We start from the raw sequence: 25,095 nt of genomic DNA, 5'->3' as shown, positions 1-25,095 counted from the left end.
GCTGTTGAAATTTGCTTGATATCCATTTTAATTATTATTCTCGACATTATATTTATTCTTTGCCTTTATCTTTTGTGGCAATGCGCAACTGCTTAATACGTACCCTAGTAACGTGTTAGATCTCTGCTAAGTCGCCTTTCGACTCTAACCAAACTTTTCGGTCTGGTGAGCGCTTTTTAGCTAATAACATATCCATCAATGCCATCGTATCGTCATTATCATCAATGGTAAGTTGTACCAATCGACGAGTATTAGGATCCATAGTGGTTTCACGTAACTGCAGTGGGTTCATCTCACCCAATCCTTTGAATCGAGTGACCTGCACTTTGCCTTTTTTCTTTTCTGCAACAATTCTATCTAATATACCGTTTTTTTCACCTTCATCTAAGGCATAAAATACTTCTTTGCCTAAATCGATACGGAATAAAGGCGGCATCGCGATATAAACATGCCCTTTTTCAACTAAAATGCGATAGTGCTTCATAAACAAGGCGCACAACAGTGTAGCAATGTGAAGACCATCAGAATCGGCATCGGCTAAAATACAGACTTTACCGTAACGTAACTCTGAAATGTCTTCGCTATCAGGATCACAGCCTATTGCGACTGAAATATCATGGACTTCTTGCGATGCTAGCACTTGAGATGCATCGACTTCCCAGGTGTTTAAGATTTTACCACGTAGCGGCATAATCGCTTGAAACTCTCGGTCTCGAGCCTGTTTTGCACTGCCACCAGCAGAGTCACCTTCCACTAAAAATAACTCGCCTCGCATAGGGTCTTGACCGCTACAGTCAGTTAATTTACCCGGTAAAGCGGGACCTGAAGTGACTTTTTTACGGGCGACTTTTTTCGCTGCTTTTAGACGGCGCTGCGCATTACTAATACACAATTCAGCAAGTTGTTCAGCCTGCTCAGTATTTGAGTTTAACCAAAGTGAAAATGCATCACGGACAATGCCAGAAACAAACGCTGAACTTTGACGGCTTGATAGTTTCTCTTTAGTTTGACCAGAGAACTGAGGGTCTTGCATTTTAATTGATAAAATAAACGATGCTTTATCCCAAATATCTTCAGGAGATAATTTAATGCCTCGTGGAACCAAATTCCTGAATTCGCAAAACTCACGCATTGATTCCAACAAGCCCTGTCTGAAACCATTTACATGGGTTCCACCTAGTGGCGTTGGGATCAAGTTTACGTAGCTTTCATAAATACTGTTTCCGCCTTCTGGCAGCCAAGTAATGGCCCATTCGGCAGCATCGGTTTTACCCGAAAACTCACCAATGAAAGGTTCTTCTGGTAATAGAACGGATCCCTTCACTGCTTCTTTCAAATAATCTGTTAAACCACTTTCGTAAAACCATTCATTAACCTCACCATTTTGCTTATTAGTGAACTTAATACGTAAACCAGGACACAACACGGCTTTAGCGCGTAATTGGTATAACAGCTTAGTGATTGAGAAGTTGCCAGAGTCAAAGTAGCTCGCATCTGGCCAGAAATGCACTCGAGTACCTGTATTACGTCTGCCACAGGTGCCTGTCACTTTTAGGTCTTCAACTTTATCGCCATTCTCAAATGCTATCTCGTAAACTTGCGCATCACGACGAACGCTGATCTCAACTCGTGTCGACAAGGCGTTGACGACCGAAATCCCTACACCATGTAAGCCACCAGAAAATTGGTAACTATCATTTGAAAACTTGCCACCAGCATGTAGTTTGGTCAGGATTAATTCGACACCTGGGATCCCTTCTTCAGGGTGAATATCCACAGGCATACCACGACCATCATCGGTCACTTCTAGTGAGTTATCCGTATGAAGAACGACATCAATTTTAGTCGCATGACCGGCTAAAGCTTCATCGACACTGTTATCGATGACCTCTTGACCTAAATGGTTTGGTCGAGTGGTATCGGTGTACATACCTGGACGGCGTTTTACAGGGTCGAGTCCGTTGAGAACCTCGATGGCGTCAGAAGTGTATTGATTGGTCATAGTCCACACATTTGGTCAATTGTTAGCCCACATTATTGGGCCATTATGAAAACTGATTAAGAAAGCTGTAAAAACTCACAAATCTTATCTAGCTGATTTTTATAGCCAATAAAACTGTGGTCACCATTGGGTTCTAAATGAAGCTCACAACAGTGATATTTGGATAACGCTTGACGATAATCTAACACTTCATCGCCAGTTTGCAAAAATACTAAGAAACGATCGGGACGATATATCACCTCAGTGTTGAATTCAGCCACATCAAACTTATGTTGTGGCAACACTTGGTAATGCTCGTCAGTATAAGGGTTATGTTGAGGCCCTAAAAATTCATCAAACAATTCAAATGGTTTTACCGCTGGGTTAACTAAAACGGCTTTTCCACCATAAGTTTCAGCGAGATAACTTGCAAAATACCCACCTAACGAGGAGCCTATGTATGTTAAAGGCTCACCTTGCACTTTAGCGCGCTCTACAATACCACATAATAATGCCATCGCTTCTTTAGGCGATGAGGGTAATTGAGGTTGAATGAAGGGTAAATTCGGAAAACGGTGTTGAATATACTGCGCCGTTTCGGTTGCTTTATCTGACTGAGGGGAACTATTAAATCCATGTATATAGAGAAGCATACTTCCTCTCGCGTTAATTAACCTGAATGCTTAAACAGCGATTATAATCAGGCCTACACATGAATAGTTAGCGTTTAATAACCGCTGGCATCATTGTCTGGAGAGAATTTTTCACCAGGCACCCGATAAACATTAGTTTGAATGCTACCATTGCTAGCTAACTCCAGCAAACGATAGCCGGGTTGAAGTCCATCTAACGCAAAATAGGAGGATTTTGGCTTAAATTGTATACAAGTAGATGGCGTCGCCATTAAATGAATCCCACCTTCTGCAGTAGAATACTGGCTATCAATGGTTTGATGAACGTGTCCCCATAGCGCACCTTTTACTTGTGAGTACCGACTTACACGCTTTAAGAAATCTTCACCATTAGCCATGCAATGCTGATCAAGCCAACTACATTCAACTAATATAGGGTTATGATGCATAACAAGTAGAACATGCTTATTGGGCTCAGCAGCAATTGCCGCGTCAATAAGTGCCATTTGTTGTTCAGCCATATAACCACCTGGCTTACCACGCACTGTAGAGTCCAACATCAAAATTTGCCACTCACCCGCTATGATGCGCTGCTGACCAAATAAATGATTACCCTGCATATGCAAACTCATTAACCGAGGGTCATCATGATTACCCGGTAAGTAATGGCATGGAAGGTCTAGTTTGGCAATGGTCGATGAAAAGTGTTGATAAGACTGCGGTGAGTAATCTTGGCTGATATCACCCGTAGCTAGAACCATGTCGGCAGGATATTCAGTTGCAAGGAATGTATCTAAAACGGCCTGAAAACTGGCAGCCGTATTCACACCTAATAGCTTCGCTTCAGGATCAGCAAACAAATGCGGGTCAGTAACTTGAATAAGTCGCACGACATCCGTATCAGCAATTGAATAAGACACAGGCTCTTTAAGCACTAATTAATCCCAAAATAAATTAATTCAATGTTTAGACTGAAGAAGAACAGATTTTCGCAGGGCGACATCCAATCTTTAACAGCTCTTCAAGAAATGCATTAACTTGATACTTCTCATCCGTTTGATGCATATGTACATTTGGATAATCATACACTGCTTTTAACCGGTAGATCTGTTGACTAGTTAACACTTCTGCCAATTGGGCATCATGATAGACTCGCACACAGGCTTTAGGTGTGATAAGGAAATCGTTATTGGGTAAATGGCGTGTTATTTCAATTAATTGAGTATACTTTGTGTTCTCAATAATTGTGACATCTAATAATCCAAACTGCCCTTCAACAGTCCAAGACTCATTGACTTCTGCAACATCTGGCAACCACTTTAAAATCAACGCATAATTTCGCCCGCACAGTGCTAGAAAAGCACTAACGTTAGGCTGATATTTATCTTTCGCAGTTTGTTGCTTCAAAATTAACTCACTTACTTTTTGCTTCTTTATTTCAAATCTTGGACGATAAATCCATTAAGCTATGCTTGTCTTACTGTATCTAGGTTTAACGCTAACCATTGTAAGCCAATAACAGTAGATGCATTATCTATTCGACCTGAATTAACCATAGCCATAGCCGCATCAAAGTCTACAACATGGACTTTGATATCTTCATGCTCATAATCGAGACCATGGATGCCTTCAGCTTTGCTTGCATCGACTTTGGCCCAATAAAAATGAAAACGTTCCGATGAACCGCCAGGTGTTGCTAAATAACTATTCACTAAATGGACTTCGCTGGCTTTTAAGCCGGTTTCTTCCATTAATTCACGCTCCGCGACTTCAGCTGGAATTTCATCGGCTGCAATCATACCTGCCACAAGCTCAAGAAGCCAAACTGAATTAGTCGTTGCTAATGCAGGTAACCTGATTTGTTCAATTAAAACGACTTGATGAGTGATGGGATCATAAGGCAAAACAACCACGGAATTACCACGTTCAAAAACTTCCCTGGTGACGACCTCGCTCCAACCACCTGAAAACAATTTATGTTTGAATTTATATTCATCTAATTGGAAGAAGCCTTTGTACAAGGTTTTAGTGGAAATGACTTCAATATCGCTTTTTGCGTTAAATTGTTCTATTAATTCACTATCTTTCATATTTTTTCTTACAGTTTGTAAGCCCTTTGAAATATTTAATGCACTATTATGTTAGTTAAGCATTTAAGCATGTGAGTTTAAAAAAGTCTGTTACAACTTGAAAGTTGATATTTAGCTTAAAGATGATAGTCTTTTTATCATACACACTAGATACATAGCGGGATTGCACAAAGTTTTAGCGAGTTCACAATATGCTAAAGCAATCTTGCTTATCAATATAAAATGTGAACAAACGAGATTATCTTACCTCCCAAGTGGAGACTATGTCTAAAAGGGCAGCAAATGAAATTTAAAATACGTTCTTTATACGCAGCGCTAACACTAGCCGTTGCTGCACCTGCAGCAAATGCTGATGATTTACTGCAAATCTATCAGCAAGCGCTAACTAGCGATACTATCGTACTTCAAGCACAATCTCAGCGTGATGCACTGTATGAGACAATTGAAGAAAATCGTGCTCCCTTACTACCTACTATCAGCGCGAATGTTGGATATGCTAAAGCATGGAATGACATTGATGACGGCTCTGCTACTTCTAAACCTGATGGTTTCACTGGCGGCTTGTCATTAAACCAAGTTATTTATGACCACAGTGCATGGGTTGGCTTAGACTTAGCCGAAATGGCAGCATCACAAGCTGATTCAGCTTATGCCTCTGCGCTTCAAGCATTAATCATTCGTGTAACCACAGCATATTTTGATGTATTGACTGCAAAAGACAACTTTGAATTCCAAGGCGCAGAAAAACGCGCGATTGAGCGTCAACTAGAGCAAACTAAACAACGTTTTGCTGTCGGTCTTACTGCGATTACTGACGTGCATGAAGCACAAGCACAATACGATTTAGCTTCGGCAACCGAAATTCTGGCAGAAAATACGCTAGCAAACAGTTATGAAGCATTACGTGAAATCACCGGAATTGATCACAAGTCAATCAATACACTTGATACTAATCGTTTCTCAGCTGGTGCAGCAAACCCAACAACGTCATCTGAGTGGTTAAAAATTGCTGAAACTAACAGTATTGATTTAATGACTCAGCGTATCGGTCGTGATATCGCTAGTGAAACCATTTCGCTTTATAAAGCTGGTCACATGCCTTCACTTAACTTTGGCGCTGGTTACACTAAAGGTGTAAAGCAAACCGGTTCAGCTGATTATGATAATGCCAACATTGCATTGACTTTGAGTGTACCGATTTTTGAAGGTTTTAAAGTGACTTCGCAAGTTAAACAAGCACAGTTCCAATATGTTGAAGCTAGCGAAAAACTGGAACAAGTTCATCGTGGTGTCGTTAAGGATGTACGTAATAACTTTAACAACGTCGGTGCATCAATCAGTTCAATCCGCGCTTATGAGCAATCAGTTATTTCATCTGAAAGTGCACTAAAAGCCACTCAAGCCGGTTTTGAAGTAGGTACACGTACTATCGTTGACGTATTAAACCGTACCCGTGATTTATATGATTCAAAGCGTCAGCTATCTGATGCTCGTTATGGTTACATCAACTCTATCTTGGCGCTTAAGCAAGCCGCTGGTACATTGAGTGAAGACGACATTATCTCTATTAACAATGGTTTAATCGCGCAATAATGATTAGCTGGCGGTAAGCTAAAACACTTACCGCTGTTATTCAAAGCAAACAATTGAAAATAAGAGACAAAAAAACCGCCAATTGGCGGTTTTTTAATGTCTGTAAACTGAATCGATTAGAACGTCAATTCAACACCTGCAAATGCGCCTTTAAAGGTCATATTCTGCGTAGTGTCAGAAAAGTCATCAACGTCGAAGTTAAACTCACGGTAACCAACGCGAATGGCAGTATCTAGTGCAACACCATCAAACTTCCAACCTAGACCTGCGTTGTAATCGTACACACTGGTTTCATCAACACCTAACATGACATCAGCAAAAGCATATAAGCCAAGTCCAGGAATGCCCACTTCAGCGTTCGCATAAACCATAACGATGCCGCTATCTACGTCCACTTCTTCTGGATGCCCAGGATCTTGAACGCGCAGTGAACCATGCATTTGCTTGTAAGCAGCACCTAAATCTAAGGCGACTAAATCATTGTCTAAGATTTCATAATAAAGAACAAAATCAGTGTTACTTAAATCGTTGTATACCGTGGTATCACTATCAAATTGATGACCATTGAACATAAAGTTAGAGCCAACTTGGCTGCCTTTACCTTCTAAACGGTTCTCACGAATTTTGATATTAGGTACTAAAGGAATTGGATGCTCAATGGCAATCCAAACGCTACCTTGAGCTTTAGACTCATAATTATAGGTTTGCGCCACACCATCATCACTGTTAAATGAGCCATTGGTATCAGCATCCCAGTAATCACCACCAACTTTGAAACCCACAAGCGTTGATGCTTGTGCAGAAGATATGCTTAATATGCCTACAGCGGCCGTAGCAAGAAGTGTCTTTTTCATCATTATCCCTTTATCCCTGAGAGAGTAAGTTAGTTAAATCAATTACCGCGGCATTTGCACGCGATATATAGTTCGCCATCACTAACGAGTGGTTAGCTACTAATCCAAAACCATCACCATTTAAAACCATTGGGCTCCAAACAGTTTGCTGAGTTGCTTCAAGTTCACGAATAATTTGACGTAAACTCACTTCAGCATTTTTCTTTTCTAGCACATCGGCAAAATCAACTTCGATAGCTTTCATGAAATTTAATAATGCCCAAGCTGAACCTCGGCTTTCATAAAGCACATCATCAACTTTCCACCAGCTTGTTTTAATTTCGTTACTGGCTAAAGACGGTGTTGACTGTCTTGCTGTGCTGTCGCCTGCTAAATCGGTATTTAAACGATCTTGACCAACACTGGCAGATAAGCGTTGCGACATACTGCCTAAACGTTTCTGCACTTCTTTCAGCCATTCATTTAGGTTATCTGCACGAGCATAAAACTGTGCATTATTGTTTTCTGTATCACTAATTTTAGCGCGATAAAGTTTCAGTAATTTGATTGCTTCACGATATTCGCCTTCTGCACTTGGCACTAACCAGCTAGTGTGCTCAATATTGAGCTTTGAGTGCGCGGCAAGTAAATCTGCATCAGCTGTTGATTGCGACTGAGAACGACTGAACTCTTTACGCATAATCAATGCTAGGTCACGTGATTGCTCTAGTGCCCCAAACTCGAATGCTGGCATATTATCCATGATCACAGAAGGAGGCATAATATCATTTGATAGCCAGCCACCTGGTTTGTCCAATAGGGTTTCCATGGTAGAAATTAACGAAGAAGTTGTCGCATAACCAACAATGTCTTCACCACGTTCATTTTGCAGTACTTCTGGCTCAAGAATATCAGGCTCAACACTCCACCAAACCGCAATGAAATAACCGATTAATAAGATTATTCCTACAACGCCAAATACTTTATTCCTTGTCATTTGCATCAATACAACTCCTTAGTGATGATGGTGGTGATGGCTTTCTTGCTTGTCATTACTCGCCCTTTTTTCTACCGCCAGTTCGATTGCCAATGTTTTGCCATCCTTAAACGTCAGCACTAAAGGAACTGTATCCCCTATCGCTAGCGGCGTCGTTAATGATAGCAGCATAATATGGTTACCCGATGGTTGTAGCGTTAAGGTGCCATGAGATGGAATGTCAAAGCCGTCAACTTGACGCATTTTTACCATGCCATTCTCTTCAACCAAAGTGTGTAATTGCGCTTCTTTAGCCACTGGTGTTGTCACAGAAACTAATGTTACAGCATCATCTGAGTGGTTCATTAATGTCAAATATGCTGCTGTATTAGGCACACTGGCGGGCATCGCTCTTACATGTCCTTCACTGAGCATTATCCCTGCTGATGCTGAAAAAGAAAATACGGTTAACGCTAAAAAACTAAACAGTTGTTTGAATATTGCTTTCAATGTCATAAACTCCATTTACACCCTACTCGTGTCCATAAGGAAAACAACGAATGAGTCAGATTCAGGTTAAGGATGATCAAGGCGTACGTATTATCAGTTTCAATCGCCCTGAGAAACGTAATGCATTTAATCTTAAAATGTACCAACAGCTTACAGAATACCTGATCCAAGGTGAGAGCGACAACGACATTCGTACCTTTATGTTACGCGGTGAAGGGAACTGCTTCACCTCAGGTAATGATATTGCTGATTTCCTCGCCAGTGGCGAACTTAACGAGTCTCATCCGACAGTACAATTCTTACATTGTCTGCTTAATCTTAAAAAGCCCATCGTAGCAGCAGTATCTGGTGCAGCTGTAGGTATTGGCACAACAATGCTACTCCATTGCGACCTAGTTTATGCTGACAACAGCGCCAAGTTTCAATTACCTTTCGTAAATCTAGCCCTGGTGCCTGAAGCAGCTTCAAGTTTATTGTTACCACTTATTGTTGGCCAACAAAAAGCAGCTGAATTAATTCTATTAGGCGAAAGCTTTACGGCAGAAACGGCTTGCGAACTAAATATTATCAATCGGGTGATTGAGTCATCAGAATTAAACGATTTTGTTTTTGAACAAGCCAAAAAACTCGCGAATCAACCGCCATTATCACTGCAAGCATCTAAAAAGCTTCTGCGCTATAACCAAGCTGACGTTAAGCAGCAAATGCTAGCTGAGTTAGAAGTATTTAGCGAAAGACTAAAAAGTGATGAAGCAAAAGCACGCTTCCAAGCTTTCTTAAAAAGATAGAGTTAAGTGTCACTCGCTAATGAGCCAAACAGCTATTTGCTAACGTTAGTTGAATACTTTTATAAGACTCGTAAGCGCTGTTTGAAAATGGTGACTGCGGCACTTGGAAGGAATAAAGAACACTTTTATCGTGATGGTACGATAGTGATAAAACGACCTCTTCCTGTGCTGCGTGACTAGCGAAAATTGATGTTAGGGTAAATTCATCCCTAACATTAATATTTTGTTTTTTGCTGGCTTACGACAATAGCGGTAACAAAGTAAGCAATCAGTCCCATCGTTGGGCTTAAAAATATAGCAATCAATGTTAACACACGAGACCACATTACAGACCAACCAAACTGCTTTGAAAGCGAGTTTACTGCACCGCATATAATGCTTTTATCTGACTTTAAAAACGTTTCTACATCGGACATGTTCATTTTGTTTCTCCAGCAAATTCTAAATTGATTATTTCTTCAGAAATTGCATCGACACTTTTAAATTGATACCACTGCAACCCACATATCAGTAACGAACAAATAATAAAACTAATCACGGGAAGCAGAAGTAATGAAATTAATGGATCTGCTAAATGAAAAATCATCATTAAATCCATGAATTAGTCCTCATTGCTCGCTAATACAGAATCTGTAGTTGTTTCTGATACTGTATCCGATGCTGTTTCAGCTAATTCTAGTGAACTGTTTAACTCAAATGCTTGCTCTGCAATTTGACTGTGAAGCGAAAGTACGATTTCTTGTTTTGCTGATTGCAACATTTCAGAAGCCGTTTCACTTAAACGCGTTTCTAACACATCAATCATATCTTGACTGTTTAAATCGTTAGCCTGAGCGCTCATACTTGCAGTTGCAATTAACGCGACTAAAGCGACTTTTTTCAATACACTTTTTGCTGATGAGTTTGCGTTAGTATTAGTTGTAGAGATTAAACCATTTGTATTAGTAGTTGAGTTAAACATGATGTCTTCCTTTTCAATTGTTGGGTAACACCATGGTTATTACAAGCTACGTGCCAAGTTTTAAATTATTCATTAACACCTGAATTTAAAGAGCTTTTATTATAATTACTATTTTTAGCCAAAAACAAAAGTGAGCAATAATTAAACAATTAGTAATTCTCACCACTATAATAGTGAAATTAGCTAAAACTTAATTAGCCAAATTAACGGCATAAAAAAAGCGCCAATGATTGGCGCTTTAAATCTCGTTTAAGGGTCTTCTTAAACAATTATCTCGCGTTGCTTTTACACATTATTATTAGGGTAAAAAGTCACATCCGCTGGCGGACGACTCTGCTCCATTCTTGCTACGGCATCCCATATAACTGAAACACCCGCGCCTGCTTTATGGGCGTTCTCACTTAAATGTCTGCGCCAGCCTCTTGAACCAGGTAACCCCTGGAATAAGCCAATCATGTGACGAGTAATATGGTTTAACCTGCCACCGTCTTTTAAATGCTGCTCAATGTAAGGCATCATTTGCTCAATCACTTGTTCACGGGTGATAACCGGCTTTTCTTCGCCGTATATCAACTGATCCACTTTAGCCAATAAATACGGGTTCTGATAAGCCTCACGACCGATCATCACACCATCAAGTTGTTGTAAATGGCTCAGTGAGTCCTCTAAGGTTTTAACACCGCCATTAATACTAATGTTCAAATCAGCATAATCACGCTTTAACTGATAAACGCGCTCATAGTTAAGTTCAGGTATTTCGCGGTTTTCTTTCGGGCTTAAGCCCTGTAGCCATGCCTTACGGGCATGCACAATGAACGTATCGCAACCAACAGCCTTAACGGTATCAACAAAATCAGTCAAAAACTCGTAGCTGTCTTGCTCATCAATACCGATTCTCGTTTTAACTGTCACGGGAATATCGGCCACTTGTTTCATCGCATCAACACATTCAGCCACTAACGCAGGCTCACCCATTAAACAGGCACCAAAACGTCCGTTCTGCACTCTATCAGACGGACAACCGACATTAAGGTTAATCTCATCATAGCCACGCTCAAATGCCAATTTGGCACACGTCGCTAAATCTTTTGGATTCGAGCCACCTAACTGCAATGCAACAGGATGTTCTTCTTGGTTATAGGCTAAGTAATCACCTTGACCATGAATAATCGCACCAGTCGTCACCATCTCGGTATAAAGCACAGTATGTGCCGACATCAGTCTAGCAAAATATCGATAATGCCTATCTGTCCAATCAAGCATAGGGGCGATTGAAAGCGATCTGTTAAGTGTTGTTGCAGCCAAGAGATGTACCTTTTAGATGAATATCAGCGACTTATTGATTTTGAGTTTAAGCGGCATAATGCAATCTAATACCAGTCAAAATTTCAGCCGCACATTATATCACTATGCGGCTTTCAATTAATATTGTTAATGATGAATATCTAATCTGCTATCTGAGCGCAGTAATAAATAACCTTTTCATTAAAAAGGCTGATTAACCATTACCCAAAACTGGCTTTCATCACCACCAGTGACAAAATCACTTCTGATAACAATATCTTCAACTTCAAAACGGACACTCACACCATAAGAGGTTTTCATGTCTTTGTGTAAGTCATCAAGGCTAAACTCGTCGCTCACATTTCCCGCTTCAATCAATAATGCCCACTGCCACCAAGGCACATCATATAAATTAAACACTGGTAAATTTTGTAGTGGCTGCCAACGAGGAGTCATACGATATTCTAGCGCATAATTGACCGCGCTTCTTCCAGTAAACTGCTTCGAGTCATAACCTCTTAACCTATCAAATCCACCGAGTGAAACGCCTGCAAAGGTTGGGGGACGCTGGTAACTTTGGCTATCGCCATCAAAGCTATTCCAACTTGGTGTATCGGCAATATAGACGTTGGCGGCGAGTACTTGTTCTTCAAACCAGCCATTACTTCCCAGTGACATAAAAGCACTTTGTTCAAATTCCCACATAAACCAACTTGGGTTATCGCTTACTTCACTGCCAAGCGTTAATGTAAGATTGGTTTGACCGCCCTCTGAACTGTTATTCATTGAGTCACGATTATCCCAATCTAAAGCCAGCTCTATGCCATTTGCTTCATCAGGTAAATATTCCAGCGCTTCAAGTTCGCGATACTTATTAAAGGGCGTCAAAGTTATCGATGTGACACCTGACTCTAGTGGATTCCAGCTTATTGCATTTTTCTTTCTGGCTAGAGACGTTGCAGCGCCGTTTGCCCCGCCAGCCATAGGCAAAACATATTTAATATGTAATTTTGAAAAGCCTTCATCGCCTACACTGATTATGCGTTCAGTTTCAGTCTCGGTGTTTGCTTGCGGGAGATAGTATATGCCTTGCTCATAATGGCCACGAAATAACTCCGCGCTGAATAACCATTGATCGAGTTTGGGAATTTGATAATTGTAGAATCCAGCATAACTTAGCCAGCTGTCATTGGCTGAATATAAACCTATACCCAGTGCAACGGCTTGAGCTTGTCCAGCATGCTTTATGACACCTGCACCACCAATTGTTGTACTCAACGTTTCAGTTGAAAATATAATGGGCACAGCAACAAATTCTGCATCATAACTGTCGGCTGAATTCTTGGCTTGTTTATTCTTTTCTAACTCAACTGACGTTGATGTTGTTTGCTTATCGTCGCCCGCAATATCAACAGATACAATAGTATCTTCTGACATAAGGCTTTGAATAGGCTGTGTTTGAGCAAAGGCCCAACCACTATAAATAACGCAGTAAGTCACTAGCGCGGTTTTATACAACTGCACTCAATCTTCCTTCTAATACAAGGCACTGTTAAACGTGTGTAGCCTTGCAACATCTAGATGCCCCTAAGGGCTTTATTCTTGTAAATCGACAACCACTCGTGGGGTGAGTTTGGTCACGAGTTCGTAAGCGATGGTACCAATATGTTCAGCGACCTCTTCAACGGCTAGTGCTTGTCCCCATAACTGTACAAGATCACCAACTTGATCTGTCGCTTCTGCGCCTAAATCAACCGTTAGCATGTCCATCGATACGCGGCCAACAATCGGCACTCTTCGACCATTTAACCAAACAGGCGTTCCTTCAGGTGCATTACGGGGATAACCATCACCATAACCAATCGCGACCACACCTAATTTAGTGTCTTTATCGGCAGTCCAATGCGCACCATAACCCACACTTTGACCCGCTTTATGCTCACGTACAGCAATCAAATTAGATACTAACTCCATCGCAGGTTGTAAACCGTGATGGGTCCCCTTATCCCCAAATACAGGAGAAACCCCATATAAAGCAATACCAGGTCTTATCCAATCACATTGGCTTTGAGGCCAAAATAAGGTACCCGCTGAATTTGCTAAAGTGCGGTCCCCAGGAAGGTCAGATATGAGTTGAGTAAAAGCATCCATTTGTTGCTGAGTGAGATTATTGTCAGGCTCATCAGCACAGGCAAAGTGTGTCATTAAATGAACCGGCTTTTTCACGTTGGGGCAATCAATTAAACGCTGGTATACATCATCGAACTGTTCTAAGCCAAAACCCAGTCGATGCATACCTGAATCCACTTTGAGCCACACGGTGATAGGAGCTGATAATGTCGAGTTCTCAAGCATCTCAAGCTGAGATTCATGATGAACTACGGTGTCGATTTGATGCTCTACTAATAACGGAAGATCTGTCTGACGAAAGCAACCTTCAAGTAATAGCAGTTTCGCTTTCACCCCACCTTCACGCAATTGCAGCGCCTCTTCAAGCCTTGCCAAACCAAATCCATCGGCATTATCCACACACTGTGCAACATTCAGTAAGCCATGACCGTAACCATTAGCTTTAACCACTGCCATGACTTTACTGTTAGGAGCAATCTCTCTCAGCCTGACAAGGTTATCCTGTAAAGCCTGGCGACTAATTTCAGCACGGGGAAACGGTTTCAAATAATTAACCTTAAATGACGAATATATTCAGGTGTTCTTCACCATGAAAACAAAAAATTGAGCCTCTGTTTCATTAACAGAGGCTTGTTTGATAATAGCAATTTATAGACACAATACTGATTTATGAAACAGGATTAATCTTCATCAAATATTTGCGTTCCTGAGTAATTATCAAAGCGCGAGAACTGGCCTTGGAAGGTCAAAGGCACTCGACCAATCGGGCCGTTACGCTGTTTACCAATAATAATTTCCGCGACACCTTTTTGTTCAGAATCATCGTTATACACTTCATCACGATAAATAAACATGATCAAATCCGCATCTTGCTCAATCGAACCAGATTCACGTAAATCCGAGTTAACAGGTCGCTTATCAGCACGTTGCTCTAGCGAGCGGTTAAGCTGTGAAAGTGCAATAACTGGAATCTCGAGTTCTTTGGCCAGAGACTTCAGTGAGCGAGAAATTTCTGCAATTTCTAAGGTACGGTTATCTTTTAATGAAGGCACTTGCATTAACTGCAGGTAATCGATCATGATCATCGATAAACCGCCATACTCACGGGCAATCCGTCGAGCACGACTGCGTACTTCTGTTGGGGTTAAACCAGAGCCATCATCAATGTACATCTTGCCTTGCTCAAGCATGATACCCATGGTCGATGACACACGTGCCCAATCTTCATCATCGAGCTGACCGGTACGAATTTTAGTTTGATCCACTCGGCCTAAAGACGCGAGCATACGCATCATAATCTGTTCTGACGGCATCTCTAAACTGAAAATAAGTACCGGCTTATCCTCATTCATCGCAGCTTGTTCACACAAGTTCATCGCAAAGGTCGTTTTACCCATAGATGGACGTGCTGCCACAATTACCAAATCGCCAGATTGAAAACCTGCGGTCATTTTATCTAGGTCGCTAAAGCCACTCGACACCCCAGTTACACCGTTATGTGGGTTATTGTATAACTGTTCAATTTTATCGACGGTCTTTTCAAGAATTGATTTAATCCCTTCAGGGCCTTCATTGGCATTGGCACGGGACTCAGCAATCTTAAAGACTTTAGTTTCAGCTAAATCGAGTAAGTCACCTGAATTACGCCCTTCTGGGTTATAACCTGCATCGGCAATTTCATGGGCAACACCAATCATGTCACGCACAACCGCACGCTCACGCACGATATCGGCATACGATAAAATGTTACCGGCACTTGGGGTGTTTTTAGCAATCTCACCTAAATAGGCAAAACCACCGGCATCTTCAAGCTGATCTTCAACTTCAAGTCGCTCAGATACCGTAATCAAATCGATAGGTTGGCCGGTTTCAACAAGACGGCTCATCGCCGCATAAATCATTCGGTGAGAGCGAGAATAGAAATCATCTGCCACGATAGCCTCTGAGACTCTGTCCCAAGCTTCAGCATCGAGCATCAAGCCACCTAAAACAGACTGTTCAGCTTCAATAGAGTGAGGCGGTAATTTGAGCGCATCAACTTGTGCATCTCTTAACCTTTCTTTAGCCTTAAAAGGACCTTTTTGTGACATTAAAACTCCCAATTCCCAACCTGTTTGTAAAATATGGTATAACACCGAGGTCATGCAAACATGTTGCACCTTAAAATGTGCAACATTACCGCTCATGCGGACTAACAATAATAATATTTAAGGAAAGAACATGCGTATTGCACTCGTTGCAGCCCTTGTGCTGTCTTCCGGGCTAGCCCATGCCGATGAAGGCCAATGGCAACCCTATCAAATGCCTTCTATCGCAGATAAATTAGCACAACGTGGCATCGAAATTCCTGCAAAACAACTTGCAGATCTAACCCAATACCCAATGAATGCGGTTGTCGGCCTCGGCTATTGTACCGCCAGTTTCGTTTCGCCCCAAGGTCTAGTTGTTACCAATCATCATTGTGCCTACCGAGCAATACAATATAACAGTAAAACAGAACATAATTACTTGGCCGATGGCTTTCTTGCCAATACTAAAGCAGAAGAACCTTCAGCGGGTCCAAACGAGCGATTATACATTACTGAAGCCGTAACGGATGTCACTAAACAAGTAAATGCCGATTTAAGTAATGAGCCGCTTGCGCGATACGAAGATATTCAATCAAACCGCAAAGCGCTCATTAAAGAATGTGAAACCGATGAAAACTACCGCTGTTCGGTTAGTAGTTTCCATAACGGTTTAGAGTACTACTTAATTAAACAGCTGATTATTCGGGATGTTCGCCTAGTCTATGCACCACCAGAAAGCGTCGGCGCTTTTGGCGGTGACATCGATAATTACGAATACCCTCGCCACTCAGGCGACTTTACTTTCTTACGTGCTTACGTTGGCAAAGACGGTAAACCAGCAAGCTATGCTGAAGACAACGTACCGTTTGAGCCTAAGAGCTTTTTAAAAATTAATGCTGACGGCGTTAAAGCAGGTGACGGAGTCTTTGCTGCTGGTTACCCAGGTTCTACCAGTCGTTATCGTCTAACCAGTGAATTAGAGTTTGCTAGTGATTGGATGTATCCAACTTACGCCAAGCGCTATCAGCTACAAATCGACACCATTAATCAAATGGCGGCAGATAATAATACTATCGCGATAAAATATGCTGGCAGCCTTGCGTCAATGGCTAACCGTATGAAGAAACTTAACGGCTTGTTAGATGGCTTTAAAGCCACTGATATTGTCGGCATTAAGCAAGATCGTGAGAATGATTTCTTAACTTGGCTGAAAAAAGACACTCAAGCGAATCAGAACTTAATCACTGAATTAGAAGCGCTGCTTGCCAAGCAGCAAACTCAAGTTCAAACGGATTACTTTTTCAATAATGCGCAATCAAGTTCGTTATTGTCAGCAGCGAAAAAACTGTATCGTTTAGCGAAAGAAAAACAGCTCCCTGACGCAAAACGTGAACAAGGCTTTCAAGAGCGCGACATGAAAATGTTCGCCGCTAACTTAACACGCTTAGAACGCAGTTTTGATGTATCTGTTGATAAAACGCTATGGCTTCAAGATTTAAATGCATACATGGCACAAAGCCAGCGCGTGGCAATTTTAGATGATGCACTGAATAAAATCTCTGATTCAGAGGCACTATCAGCAAAATTAGATGGCTACTACGCTTTAACAGGTCTTACTGATAAAGAGCAACGACTTGCTTGGATGGAACAAGATGCACAAGCATTTGAAACCAGTTCTGATCCATTTATCCGTTTAGCTGTTGCACTGCACGACACCAATATGGCGCAAGAGAAAGCAGAAAACACATTAAAAGGTGAGTTGTCTACTGCACGCCCAGAATATATGGAAGCCATTATTGCTTACTACAAAGCCAATGATTGGCCTGTGTATCCAGATGCAAACCGTACCTTACGTATTACATACGGCATGGTAGATGGTTACCAATCAAGAGATGCACTTTACAAGCAGCCGTTTACACGCTTAGAAGGCATTGTAGGTAAGCACACTGGTGAAGCGCCTTATAACGCGCCGAAGAAGTTATTAGATGCAATCGCAACTAATGACTATGGCAACCATACTGTTGCGTCTGTCTATCAAGATCCTCGCTCATGGATTTGCAGCTTGTTCTCGTGTCTTGATAAACCAGAAGAGTTTAACTCAGTACCGGTTAACTTCTTATCAAGTGTTGATACTACAGGTGGCAACTCAGGTTCGCCGGTATTCAACGGTAAAGGTGAGTTAGTTGGTTTGAACTTTGATTCAACTTACGAAGCAATTACTAAAGATTGGTTCTTCAATCCAACCATTACCCGCGCAGTCCATGTCGACTTCCGCTATATCCTTTGGATGATGGATAAGGTTGATAATGCACAAAACTTAATGGATGAGTTAGAGTTAGTCAGAGACTAATTCTCTTGTTCATGAAACAAAAGGCACTTTTATCAAAGTGCCTTTTTTTATGCGTCTTTTTCATGAGCTTTTTGCCTGAACTTTTTGCCTGAACTTTTTACCTGAGTTTTTTGCCTGAATTTTTTGCCTGAATTTTTTGCCAGTGTAAGTCCAGATTACATTCGTCCAAATTACTTTTATTGCATTATTTCAAATCAAAGTATGCAGCCCATCACATTGCAATTTTACATATTCCAGACATAAAAAAACACCGCCAATTGGCGGTGTTTTCTTTAAAGCAAATTGCTATTAGTCTTCTGCAACAACAGAAACTTTAACAACAGCTTTAACTTCAGTGTGAAGCTGAACTTCAACTTCGAAGTCACCTAAAGTGCGTAAAGCACCTAAAGGTAGACGTACTTCAGCTTTAGCAAGCTCAACGCCAGCAGCAGTAACTGCATCAGCGATGTCGCGAGTACCAACTGAACCGAATAGTTTACCTTCGTCACCAGCTTTAGAAGCGATAACAACTGCTTCTAATGCAGCAAGCTTTTCAGCTCGTGCAGCACAAACACCTAATTCAGCAGCTAATTTAGCTTCTAATTCAGCGCGACGTGCTTCGAAAACTTTAACGTTTTCGTCATTAGCAACAACAGCTTTGCCTTGTGGCAAAAGGAAGTTACGTGCGTAACCGGCTTTAACTGAAACTTGGTCACCTAGGTTTCCAAGGTTAGCGATTTTATCAAGCAGAATAACGTTCATTATCTAATTCCTCTGATTAATACTGCGATTACTGATGTAAATCAGTGTAAGGCAGTAGAGAAAGATAACGAGCACGCTTAATCGCGCGAGCTAGTTGGCGTTGATATTTAGCACTAGTACCAGTGATACGGCTAGGAACAATCTTACCGCTTTCTGTTACGTAGTTTTTTAAAGTAACGATATCTTTGTAATCAATTTCTGCAACACCTTCAGAGGTGAAACGACAGAACTTGCGACGACGGAAATAACGTGCCATGTTGACAGTCTCCTAAGTTTTCAATTCGACATTTTCGGCGTGCATAACCAATTTATTTTGGCCATTTCGTCCTTGCTGCATAGAGATAAACCCTTCAACTTGGACCTGCACGCCTGCTTTTAATTCTTCTGTAACGCTATTAAAACGTTGTCCACTTAATATGACTTGGATGAGGCAATAAACGTTTCTCAACATCTGGCCTTCATACCGCTGCGCTTTGTGCTCTAACGTGATTACCTTATGTGGAATCCCGCTTGGGCTATCAAACCGCTTAGAACGAGTTATCGTTCCTGACAATACTAAGTGATTAACCACAGATTAATTATTCAGCAGATTCTTCAGCGCTTGCTTCAACTTCTTTTTCAGCAGCTGGTGCAGCAGTAGGAGCACGACGTGAATCACGCTCATCTTTTGCTTTAGCCATTGGAGAAGCTTCAGTAACAGCAGTTTTAGTGCGCATTACCATGTTACGCAGAACAGCGTCATTGAAACGGAAAGCTGTTTCTAACTCTTCGATAGACTCTGCAGTTGCTTCTACGTTCATAAGAACATAGTGAGCTTTATGTAGGTCTTGAATTGGGTAAGCCAATTGACGACGACCCCAATCTTCTAGACGGCTGATAGTACCGTTAGCATCAGTAATTACACTGCTGTAACGCTCGATCATACCTGGGACTTGTTCACTTTGATCTGGGTGAACCATAAATACGATTTCATAATGACGCATTTATTGCTCCTTACGGTTAATTAGCCTCACGTGTGGCTCAGTCAGACCAAGTTGGAGGCAAGGAACGAAATTAAATGACTGATTTGAGCGCGACATAGTACATAAACACAACAGCAAACTCAAGTAATACTTTGCCATCAAGTCTATTCGTTTAGTCTCTACTAAAAGTGAGACTGTCTTTTAACTTAACAACACATAAATACGATATAAAAATGAATAACTTAACCCTTCAAGACAGTGTTTAAGTAACGGATTGCTTTGCAGCCTACACGAATACAGGTATTATGACGCTTCATCCGTATTCCAGGCGTTCCTCATAACAACCCATAGATAAGCGTAATGAATAAAGTCATCATTTTTACTTCTACTTTGCTCGCCTCATCTTCTGCATGGGCATTAGTACCACCAGATTACAAAGAGCCACCAAGTGACTTTAACGCTGAAATTGAAGCGGGAATGCAACTAAACACCGGTAACAACCAGTCGCAAAACTTCAATGGCCGTACTTACTTAAATTACGACACTGAAAAAGCCCGACAAGAATTAACCTTAAAAGCCTACTATGCAGCTGATGATGAATCGACGACAGCTGAAAAATATGATCTTTACGCGCAATCTAGTTATAAACTGGATAGCGGTTATGTATTCGGACGCGGGGAATTCACTTGGGATGATTTTGGTAGTTATACCAAACTGTCAACGATATCTGCTGGTTACGGTTTCGATATTATTTCCAATTACCAAACCAAACTCAGTTTAGAAGTGGGTCCTGGTTATCGTTATGATTTGCCTAAAGCCACCGATTCCGATTTAAATCCAGAAGCCAACCAAGACATCATTTTACGTACTGCAGCAAAGTATTCGGTCAAGCTACAGGAATATACCAGTTTAAATGCCGATCTCACCTCAGAAGTCGGTGAAGACAACAATACCCTGACTTTAGATTTAAGTTATAAAAATACCTTTTTACAGGATTGGGCATTTAAAATTGGCGTTAATGTTAAGTACACCGCCGTTGTTCCTGAAGACAGTTTTAAAACCGATACCATTACCACGTTTAACCTGCTTTATACTTTCCAGTAGCATTCAAATTCAAAGCAAATAAAAACGGGCATAAGCCCGTTTTTTAATGCTGATAATTTATCTTAGCAAGATTAGCCTTTACGCTGGCGCACCGCTTCAAATAAACAAATACCCGTTGCAACAGATACATTTAAACTTGAAACACTACCCGCCATTGGGATAGATACGATTGAATCGCAGCTTTCACGTGTTAGGCGGCGCAAACCTTTATCTTCAGCGCCCATTGCGATAGCAAGTGGACCTTTTAAGTCGGCTTGGTACAATTCACAATCTGCTTCACCTGCAGCACCAATAATCCACACACCTTTTTGCTGAATATGGCGCATAGTGCGGGCAAGATTAGTCACTTGAAACAAAGGAACAGTTTCAGCTGCGCCACATGCCACTTTACTCACGGTTGCAGTTAAACCAACTGAATTATCCTTTGGTACAATAATACCTTGAACCCCTGCAGCATCCGCATTTCGCAAACATGCACCAAGGTTATGAGGGTCGGTAACACCATCAAGAATAAGTAGAAATGGCTGCTCTGTTTTTTCAAGCAAGGCATCTAAATCATTTTCAGTGAGTATTTTGGCTGGTTTCACTCGTGCGACAATACCTTGATGTTGGCTACTTGCTGATTTGTCATCAAGCACTTTACGTCCAGAGCGCTGCACAGAAACACCATATTGGTTTGCAGTGTTAATTAATGGCAGAACACGTTCATCTTCGCGTCCCTGTACTACCCATAATTCAATCACACGCTCTGGTGCATTTCGTAGCAAAGCTTCAACAGCATGTATGCCAAAAATGATATCTTGTTTTTTCATTTACTTATTTTCTCTTACGCTTTGCTTTAGTTGGTTTTTTTGCAGCTGTTGTAGCTGAGCTGTTTGCTGGTTTTTTAGATGATTTTCCTGCACTTTTTTTCTTAGCGCTAGATTTAGAACGTGGCTTTTTAGTACTTGGGCTACGTTTTGCCCCACTTTTCTCATCTTTAGCATCAGAACTATCTTTACCCGCTCCTGACTTGCTTGAACCAGATTTTCCAGCCCCCGCTTTAGCGCGTTCACGTGCTGTTAACGGTTTACGATTAGCTTTTTTACGGCTTTTCCCGTGATCGCCAAGCATGATAAGGTCTATTTGACGATCATCCAAGTTAACTGCGGCCACTTTTACATTCACTTCATCGCCCACTTGATATACGTTCTTGGTGTTTTCACCAATCAAACGTTGACGCATTGGATCAAATTGGTAGTAATCACTGACTAAACTTGAAATATGCACCAAGCCATCGATGTAGAGATCTTTCAGCCTCACAAATAAACCAAAGCTTGTTACCGAAGCGATAACTGCTTCAAAATCATCACCAACATGATCTTGCATGTATTCGCATTTAAGCCAATCAGCTACATCACGCGTCGCTTCATCTGCACGGCGTTCAGTCGTTGAACATTCCTCGCCTAACTTATCCAACTCTTCAAGGTCATAATGATAACCCCCTTCAGGAGTCCATTTATCCTTAACATTGGCATCTTGTGCAGCTAACAGGTAGCGGATCACACGGTGCAACACCAGATCTGGATAGCGTCGAATTGGCGAAGTGAAATGCGAGTATTCGGTTAATGCTAACCCAAAGTGACCATCATCATCAGGGCTATATACTGCTTGGCGCATTGAACGCAGTAACATGATTTGAATCAGTTCTGCATCCGGTCTATCAGCAATTTTCAGCATCACATCTTGATAATCAGATGGTGTCGGTTCATCACCGCCATTCATTGATAATCCGCGTTCAGCTAAAAACTCTTTAAAGTTTGCTAGCTTAGTTTCAGATGGCGCTTCATGGACACGATATAGCACTTCACCTTTATGTTTCTTCACAAACTTAGCAGAAGCGACGTTTGCGAGGATCATGCACTCTTCAATAATCTTATGAGCTTGGTTACGTCCACGGGGCACAATCGCTTCAATCTTACGTTGTTCATTAAAGATGAACTGGGTTTCAACGGTTTCAAATGCAATTGCACCGCGTTCAGCTCTACGCTCGTTCAAAGTTAAATACAGAGACTGTAAACATTGAAGATGCGGGAATAGTGCTTCATGCTCAGGCGCGATTTCGCCGCCTTCGAGCATTGCTGCGACTTGGGTATAAGTAAATCTTGCATGTGAATGCATCACTGCAGGATAAAACTTATAGCCAGATAACTTACCCGCCGCTGAAATTGTCATTTCTGCGACCATACATAAACGGTCAACATGCGGATTAAGCGAACATAAGCCGTTGGAAATTTTCTCTGGCAGCATTGGAATAACTTGCGATGGGAAGTACACCGAGTTACCACGGGCACGCGCCTCTTCATCTAATGCAGAATCAGTGCGCACATAATGACTCACATCTGCAATCGCTACCCATAAACGCCAGCCACCGCTAGGTTTTGTCTCAGCATAAACTGCATCATCAAAATCACGTGCATCTTCACCATCAATCGTCACTAAAGGTAAGTGACGTAAATCGACTCGACCTTGCTTATCAGACTCTGGTACTTCATCAGGAATGCGCTTGAGTTTTTTCTCAATCACTGATGACCATTTATGGGGTAAATCATAATTGCGCAGTGCAATTTCAATTTCCATACCGGGGGCCATCGTTTTACCAAGTACTTCAGTGACTTTCGCAGCGGCTTTAACAAAGCGGCCAGGTCTGCGGGTTAACTCAACAACAACCACGTCGCCTGCGCGAGCGCCATTGCTGTCTTCTTTAGCAATTAAGATTTCTTGGGTAATACGTCTATCATCAGCAATCACAAATGCCATGCCAGCATCAACGTGATAGCGACCTACTAATGGTGCTGCCCGTTGCTGAACTAGACGTACAATACGTGCTTCACGACGTCCACGACGATCTGAGCCCGCTTTTTGTGCTAGGACTTTATCGCCATGAAAATACATCTGCATATCGCGGTTATTAATAAATAAGTCATCTCCGCCTTCATCAGATTTAAAAAATCCAAATCCATCTCGGTGACCAATCACGCTGCCTGAAAGTAAATCCATCTTTTCAGGTAAACCATAGCTATGTCCGCGGGTGTAAACCAGTTGTCCATCACGCTCCATTGCACGCAAACGTCTTCTTAACGCTTCAAGATGATCTTCATCGACCATGTTTAATGCTGCGGCAATGTGCTCTCTAGTCACAGGTGATTTCTGGGCGCGTAAATACTCTAAGATGTATTCACGGCTAGGGATTGGGTTTTCGTACTTGTCTTGCTCTCTCTCAAAATGAGGATCGTTGATCATTCAATTTCCAAATAATTTACTCCAATGTTGGAGTATTAGCGTTTAGTGCAGCTGCGGCTGCTGTGCTCGCGCGACTATACTCGCGGGCATCTTAGCGGCTAATGTCTGCAATAATGAAGACGCTTTTTTCTGTGTCGCTTCATCATTAAATACGCTGTTATATAACCAATGGTAACCTAACTTGTAATCTACAGGGCTACCATAACCTTCGCCAAAAAGGCGAACTAACATTAATCGTGCTGGCACATCGCCATTAGCAGCAGCAGGCATCACATACTGCACTGCACGATTTTTATCTTTGACTACCATTTTACCGTGATAGTAATACTCGGCCAGTTTTAGCATCGTCTCTGCGCTACCTTGCTCTGCAGCAATTTGTAATTGTTTCATGCCTCTGGATGCATGCTGCGGCACACAAACACCATGATTAAGCATCTCACCCCATAAGAATTGATACATGGGCTGCTTTAGCACTTCGGCTCTCGCTTCGATGTCTTGTACTAGCTGGCAATCATCGGCTTTAACTTGCTGTAAATATTGATTCGTTCGGATCAATTTAAGTAATTGCTCATCATTATAAATATCCACTGAAGCCATTTCGGCAACGGTAATATATGGAATAAAACACAACAACAATAAACTTAAACGCAGCATAACGATTCTCAATGACACTTTAGTTACTCAATGCATCGGCATTATAGCTCAATTCTTGAGTATTAACTGCACAAACCGCAATTATTCAACACAATAGAAAACTGAATCGCTTGTATTAGATAGGAGAAAATGACGAAGGTAACTGGAGGATAACA

At 41.6% G+C, this 25,095-nt stretch carries 26 protein-coding genes; 4 read left to right on the top strand and 22 right to left on the bottom strand.

Annotated features, from left to right (window positions below; translation table 11 throughout):
• Positions 1–115 precede the first annotated feature (115 nt).
• From parE to nudF, 5 genes are all read right to left on the bottom strand, one after another.
• The gene (gene parE / locus LMH66_RS15725; RefSeq protein WP_229371120.1) at positions 116–2,002 is read right to left on the bottom strand and encodes a DNA topoisomerase IV subunit B; all 1,887 of its coding nucleotides are present in this window, start codon (positions 2,000–2,002) and stop codon (positions 116–118) included.
• A gap of 56 nt (positions 2,003–2,058) precedes the next feature.
• A complete protein-coding gene (locus LMH66_RS15720) occupies positions 2,059–2,634 on the bottom strand; it encodes a YqiA/YcfP family alpha/beta fold hydrolase (RefSeq protein ID WP_102527984.1) in 576 nt (191 codons plus the stop codon).
• A 74-nt stretch (positions 2,635–2,708) separates the two neighbouring features.
• Positions 2,709–3,548, bottom strand: a complete 840-nt coding sequence (cpdA, locus tag LMH66_RS15715; RefSeq protein WP_229371117.1) for a 3',5'-cyclic-AMP phosphodiesterase — start codon at positions 3,546–3,548, stop codon at positions 2,709–2,711.
• Positions 3,549–3,579: 31 nt separating this feature from the next.
• Complete coding sequence (locus tag LMH66_RS15710; protein ID WP_102527986.1) at positions 3,580–4,020, bottom strand: DUF1249 domain-containing protein; 441 nt, start codon at positions 4,018–4,020, stop codon at positions 3,580–3,582.
• A 59-nt stretch (positions 4,021–4,079) separates the two neighbouring features.
• Entirely contained in the window at positions 4,080–4,703 is a 624-nt protein-coding gene (gene nudF, locus LMH66_RS15705; protein ID WP_229371115.1) for an ADP-ribose diphosphatase, read from the bottom strand.
• Positions 4,704–4,985: 282 nt separating this feature from the next.
• Between nudF and tolC the strand changes: the two genes are divergently transcribed.
• Positions 4,986–6,296 carry an outer membrane channel protein TolC gene (gene tolC / locus LMH66_RS15700; protein WP_102527988.1) on the top strand — a complete coding sequence of 437 codons (1,311 nt, stop codon included), beginning with the start codon at positions 4,986–4,988 and terminating at the stop codon, positions 6,294–6,296.
• Between the two features lie 116 nt (positions 6,297–6,412).
• Here the strand turns inward: tolC and LMH66_RS15695 are convergent, their stop codons facing one another.
• From LMH66_RS15695 to LMH66_RS15685, 3 genes are read right to left on the bottom strand one after another with little or no spacing between them, the layout of a single operon-like run.
• The gene (locus LMH66_RS15695) at positions 6,413–7,150 is read right to left on the bottom strand and encodes a TIGR04219 family outer membrane beta-barrel protein (RefSeq protein WP_229371112.1); all 738 of its coding nucleotides are present in this window, start codon (positions 7,148–7,150) and stop codon (positions 6,413–6,415) included.
• Positions 7,151–7,160: 10 nt separating this feature from the next.
• Positions 7,161–8,132, bottom strand: coding sequence for a DUF2333 family protein (locus LMH66_RS15690; RefSeq protein WP_229371144.1), 972 nt, complete (start codon positions 8,130–8,132; stop codon positions 7,161–7,163).
• Positions 8,133–8,144: 12 nt separating this feature from the next.
• Positions 8,145–8,630 (bottom strand): copper chaperone PCu(A)C, encoded by a 486-nt coding sequence (locus LMH66_RS15685; protein WP_229371110.1) that lies wholly within the window; start codon positions 8,628–8,630, stop codon positions 8,145–8,147.
• A 35-nt stretch (positions 8,631–8,665) separates the two neighbouring features.
• Here LMH66_RS15685 and LMH66_RS15680 point away from each other — a divergent pair, with 35 nt between their 5' ends.
• Positions 8,666–9,403: an enoyl-CoA hydratase gene (locus tag LMH66_RS15680; protein ID WP_229371107.1), complete on the top strand. Its 738-nt coding sequence runs from the start codon at positions 8,666–8,668 to the stop codon at positions 9,401–9,403.
• A 215-nt stretch (positions 9,404–9,618) separates the two neighbouring features.
• On the opposite strand, the gene LMH66_RS15675 is transcribed toward LMH66_RS15680, so the two are convergent.
• The 7 genes from LMH66_RS15675 to dnaB all read right to left on the bottom strand — a co-directional run bounded on the left by LMH66_RS15675 (position 9,619) and on the right by dnaB (position 15,868).
• Positions 9,619–9,825, bottom strand: a complete 207-nt coding sequence (locus LMH66_RS15675; RefSeq protein ID WP_102527993.1) for a PspC domain-containing protein — start codon at positions 9,823–9,825, stop codon at positions 9,619–9,621.
• Positions 9,822–10,001, bottom strand: coding sequence for a hypothetical protein (locus LMH66_RS15670; protein WP_229371105.1), 180 nt, complete (start codon positions 9,999–10,001; stop codon positions 9,822–9,824). The genes LMH66_RS15675 and LMH66_RS15670 overlap by 4 nt, the downstream gene beginning before the upstream one ends.
• Positions 10,002–10,004: 3 nt before the next feature.
• Positions 10,005–10,364, bottom strand: a complete 360-nt coding sequence (locus tag LMH66_RS15665) for a hypothetical protein (RefSeq protein ID WP_102527995.1) — start codon at positions 10,362–10,364, stop codon at positions 10,005–10,007.
• 285 nt (positions 10,365–10,649) lie between these two features.
• Positions 10,650–11,669, bottom strand: a complete 1,020-nt coding sequence (gene dusA, locus LMH66_RS15660) for a tRNA dihydrouridine(20/20a) synthase DusA (protein WP_267869197.1) — start codon at positions 11,667–11,669, stop codon at positions 10,650–10,652.
• 180 nt (positions 11,670–11,849) lie between these two features.
• The gene (locus tag LMH66_RS15655; protein WP_229371103.1) at positions 11,850–13,172 is read right to left on the bottom strand and encodes an outer membrane protein assembly factor; all 1,323 of its coding nucleotides are present in this window, start codon (positions 13,170–13,172) and stop codon (positions 11,850–11,852) included.
• Positions 13,173–13,244: 72 nt separating this feature from the next.
• Positions 13,245–14,324: an alanine racemase gene (gene alr, locus LMH66_RS15650; protein WP_229371102.1), complete on the bottom strand. Its 1,080-nt coding sequence runs from the start codon at positions 14,322–14,324 to the stop codon at positions 13,245–13,247.
• Positions 14,325–14,458: 134 nt separating this feature from the next.
• Positions 14,459–15,868 carry a replicative DNA helicase gene (dnaB, locus tag LMH66_RS15645; protein ID WP_102528049.1) on the bottom strand — a complete coding sequence of 470 codons (1,410 nt, stop codon included), beginning with the start codon at positions 15,866–15,868 and terminating at the stop codon, positions 14,459–14,461.
• Positions 15,869–15,998: 130 nt separating this feature from the next.
• Between dnaB and LMH66_RS15640 the strand changes: the two genes are divergently transcribed.
• Complete coding sequence (locus LMH66_RS15640) at positions 15,999–18,197, top strand: S46 family peptidase (protein ID WP_229371100.1); 2,199 nt, start codon at positions 15,999–16,001, stop codon at positions 18,195–18,197.
• A gap of 288 nt (positions 18,198–18,485) precedes the next feature.
• On the opposite strand, the gene rplI is transcribed toward LMH66_RS15640, so the two are convergent.
• From rplI to rpsF, 4 genes are read right to left on the bottom strand one after another with little or no spacing between them, the layout of a single operon-like run.
• Positions 18,486–18,938: a 50S ribosomal protein L9 gene (rplI, locus tag LMH66_RS15635; RefSeq protein WP_102528003.1), complete on the bottom strand. Its 453-nt coding sequence runs from the start codon at positions 18,936–18,938 to the stop codon at positions 18,486–18,488.
• A gap of 28 nt (positions 18,939–18,966) precedes the next feature.
• Positions 18,967–19,194, bottom strand: a complete 228-nt coding sequence (gene rpsR / locus LMH66_RS15630; protein WP_055023454.1) for a 30S ribosomal protein S18 — start codon at positions 19,192–19,194, stop codon at positions 18,967–18,969.
• A gap of 12 nt (positions 19,195–19,206) precedes the next feature.
• Positions 19,207–19,509, bottom strand: coding sequence for a primosomal replication protein N (priB, locus tag LMH66_RS15625; RefSeq protein WP_102528004.1), 303 nt, complete (start codon positions 19,507–19,509; stop codon positions 19,207–19,209).
• Positions 19,510–19,516: 7 nt separating this feature from the next.
• Complete coding sequence (gene rpsF / locus LMH66_RS15620; protein WP_055023456.1) at positions 19,517–19,921, bottom strand: 30S ribosomal protein S6; 405 nt, start codon at positions 19,919–19,921, stop codon at positions 19,517–19,519.
• Between the two features lie 339 nt (positions 19,922–20,260).
• On the opposite strand from rpsF, the gene LMH66_RS15615 reads away from it, so the two are divergent.
• Complete coding sequence (locus tag LMH66_RS15615) at positions 20,261–21,004, top strand: DUF481 domain-containing protein (protein ID WP_102528005.1); 744 nt, start codon at positions 20,261–20,263, stop codon at positions 21,002–21,004.
• 71 nt (positions 21,005–21,075) lie between these two features.
• On the opposite strand, the gene rlmB is transcribed toward LMH66_RS15615, so the two are convergent.
• The 3 genes from rlmB to LMH66_RS15600 are packed head-to-tail and all read right to left on the bottom strand — an operon-like array spanning position 21,076 to position 24,940.
• The gene (gene rlmB, locus LMH66_RS15610; protein WP_229371098.1) at positions 21,076–21,816 is read right to left on the bottom strand and encodes a 23S rRNA (guanosine(2251)-2'-O)-methyltransferase RlmB; all 741 of its coding nucleotides are present in this window, start codon (positions 21,814–21,816) and stop codon (positions 21,076–21,078) included.
• A 4-nt stretch (positions 21,817–21,820) separates the two neighbouring features.
• The gene (gene rnr, locus LMH66_RS15605; RefSeq protein WP_229371096.1) at positions 21,821–24,286 is read right to left on the bottom strand and encodes a ribonuclease R; all 2,466 of its coding nucleotides are present in this window, start codon (positions 24,284–24,286) and stop codon (positions 21,821–21,823) included.
• A 42-nt stretch (positions 24,287–24,328) separates the two neighbouring features.
• A complete protein-coding gene (locus LMH66_RS15600) occupies positions 24,329–24,940 on the bottom strand; it encodes a tetratricopeptide repeat protein (RefSeq protein WP_229371094.1) in 612 nt (203 codons plus the stop codon).
• Positions 24,941–25,095 lie beyond the last annotated feature (155 nt).

Origin of the sequence: Shewanella sp. 10N.7 (assembly GCF_020806285.1) — a bacterium.
GTDB lineage: Bacteria > Pseudomonadota > Gammaproteobacteria > Enterobacterales > Shewanellaceae > Shewanella > Shewanella electrodiphila.
This window is presented reverse-complemented; position numbering and strand designations above follow the sequence as displayed.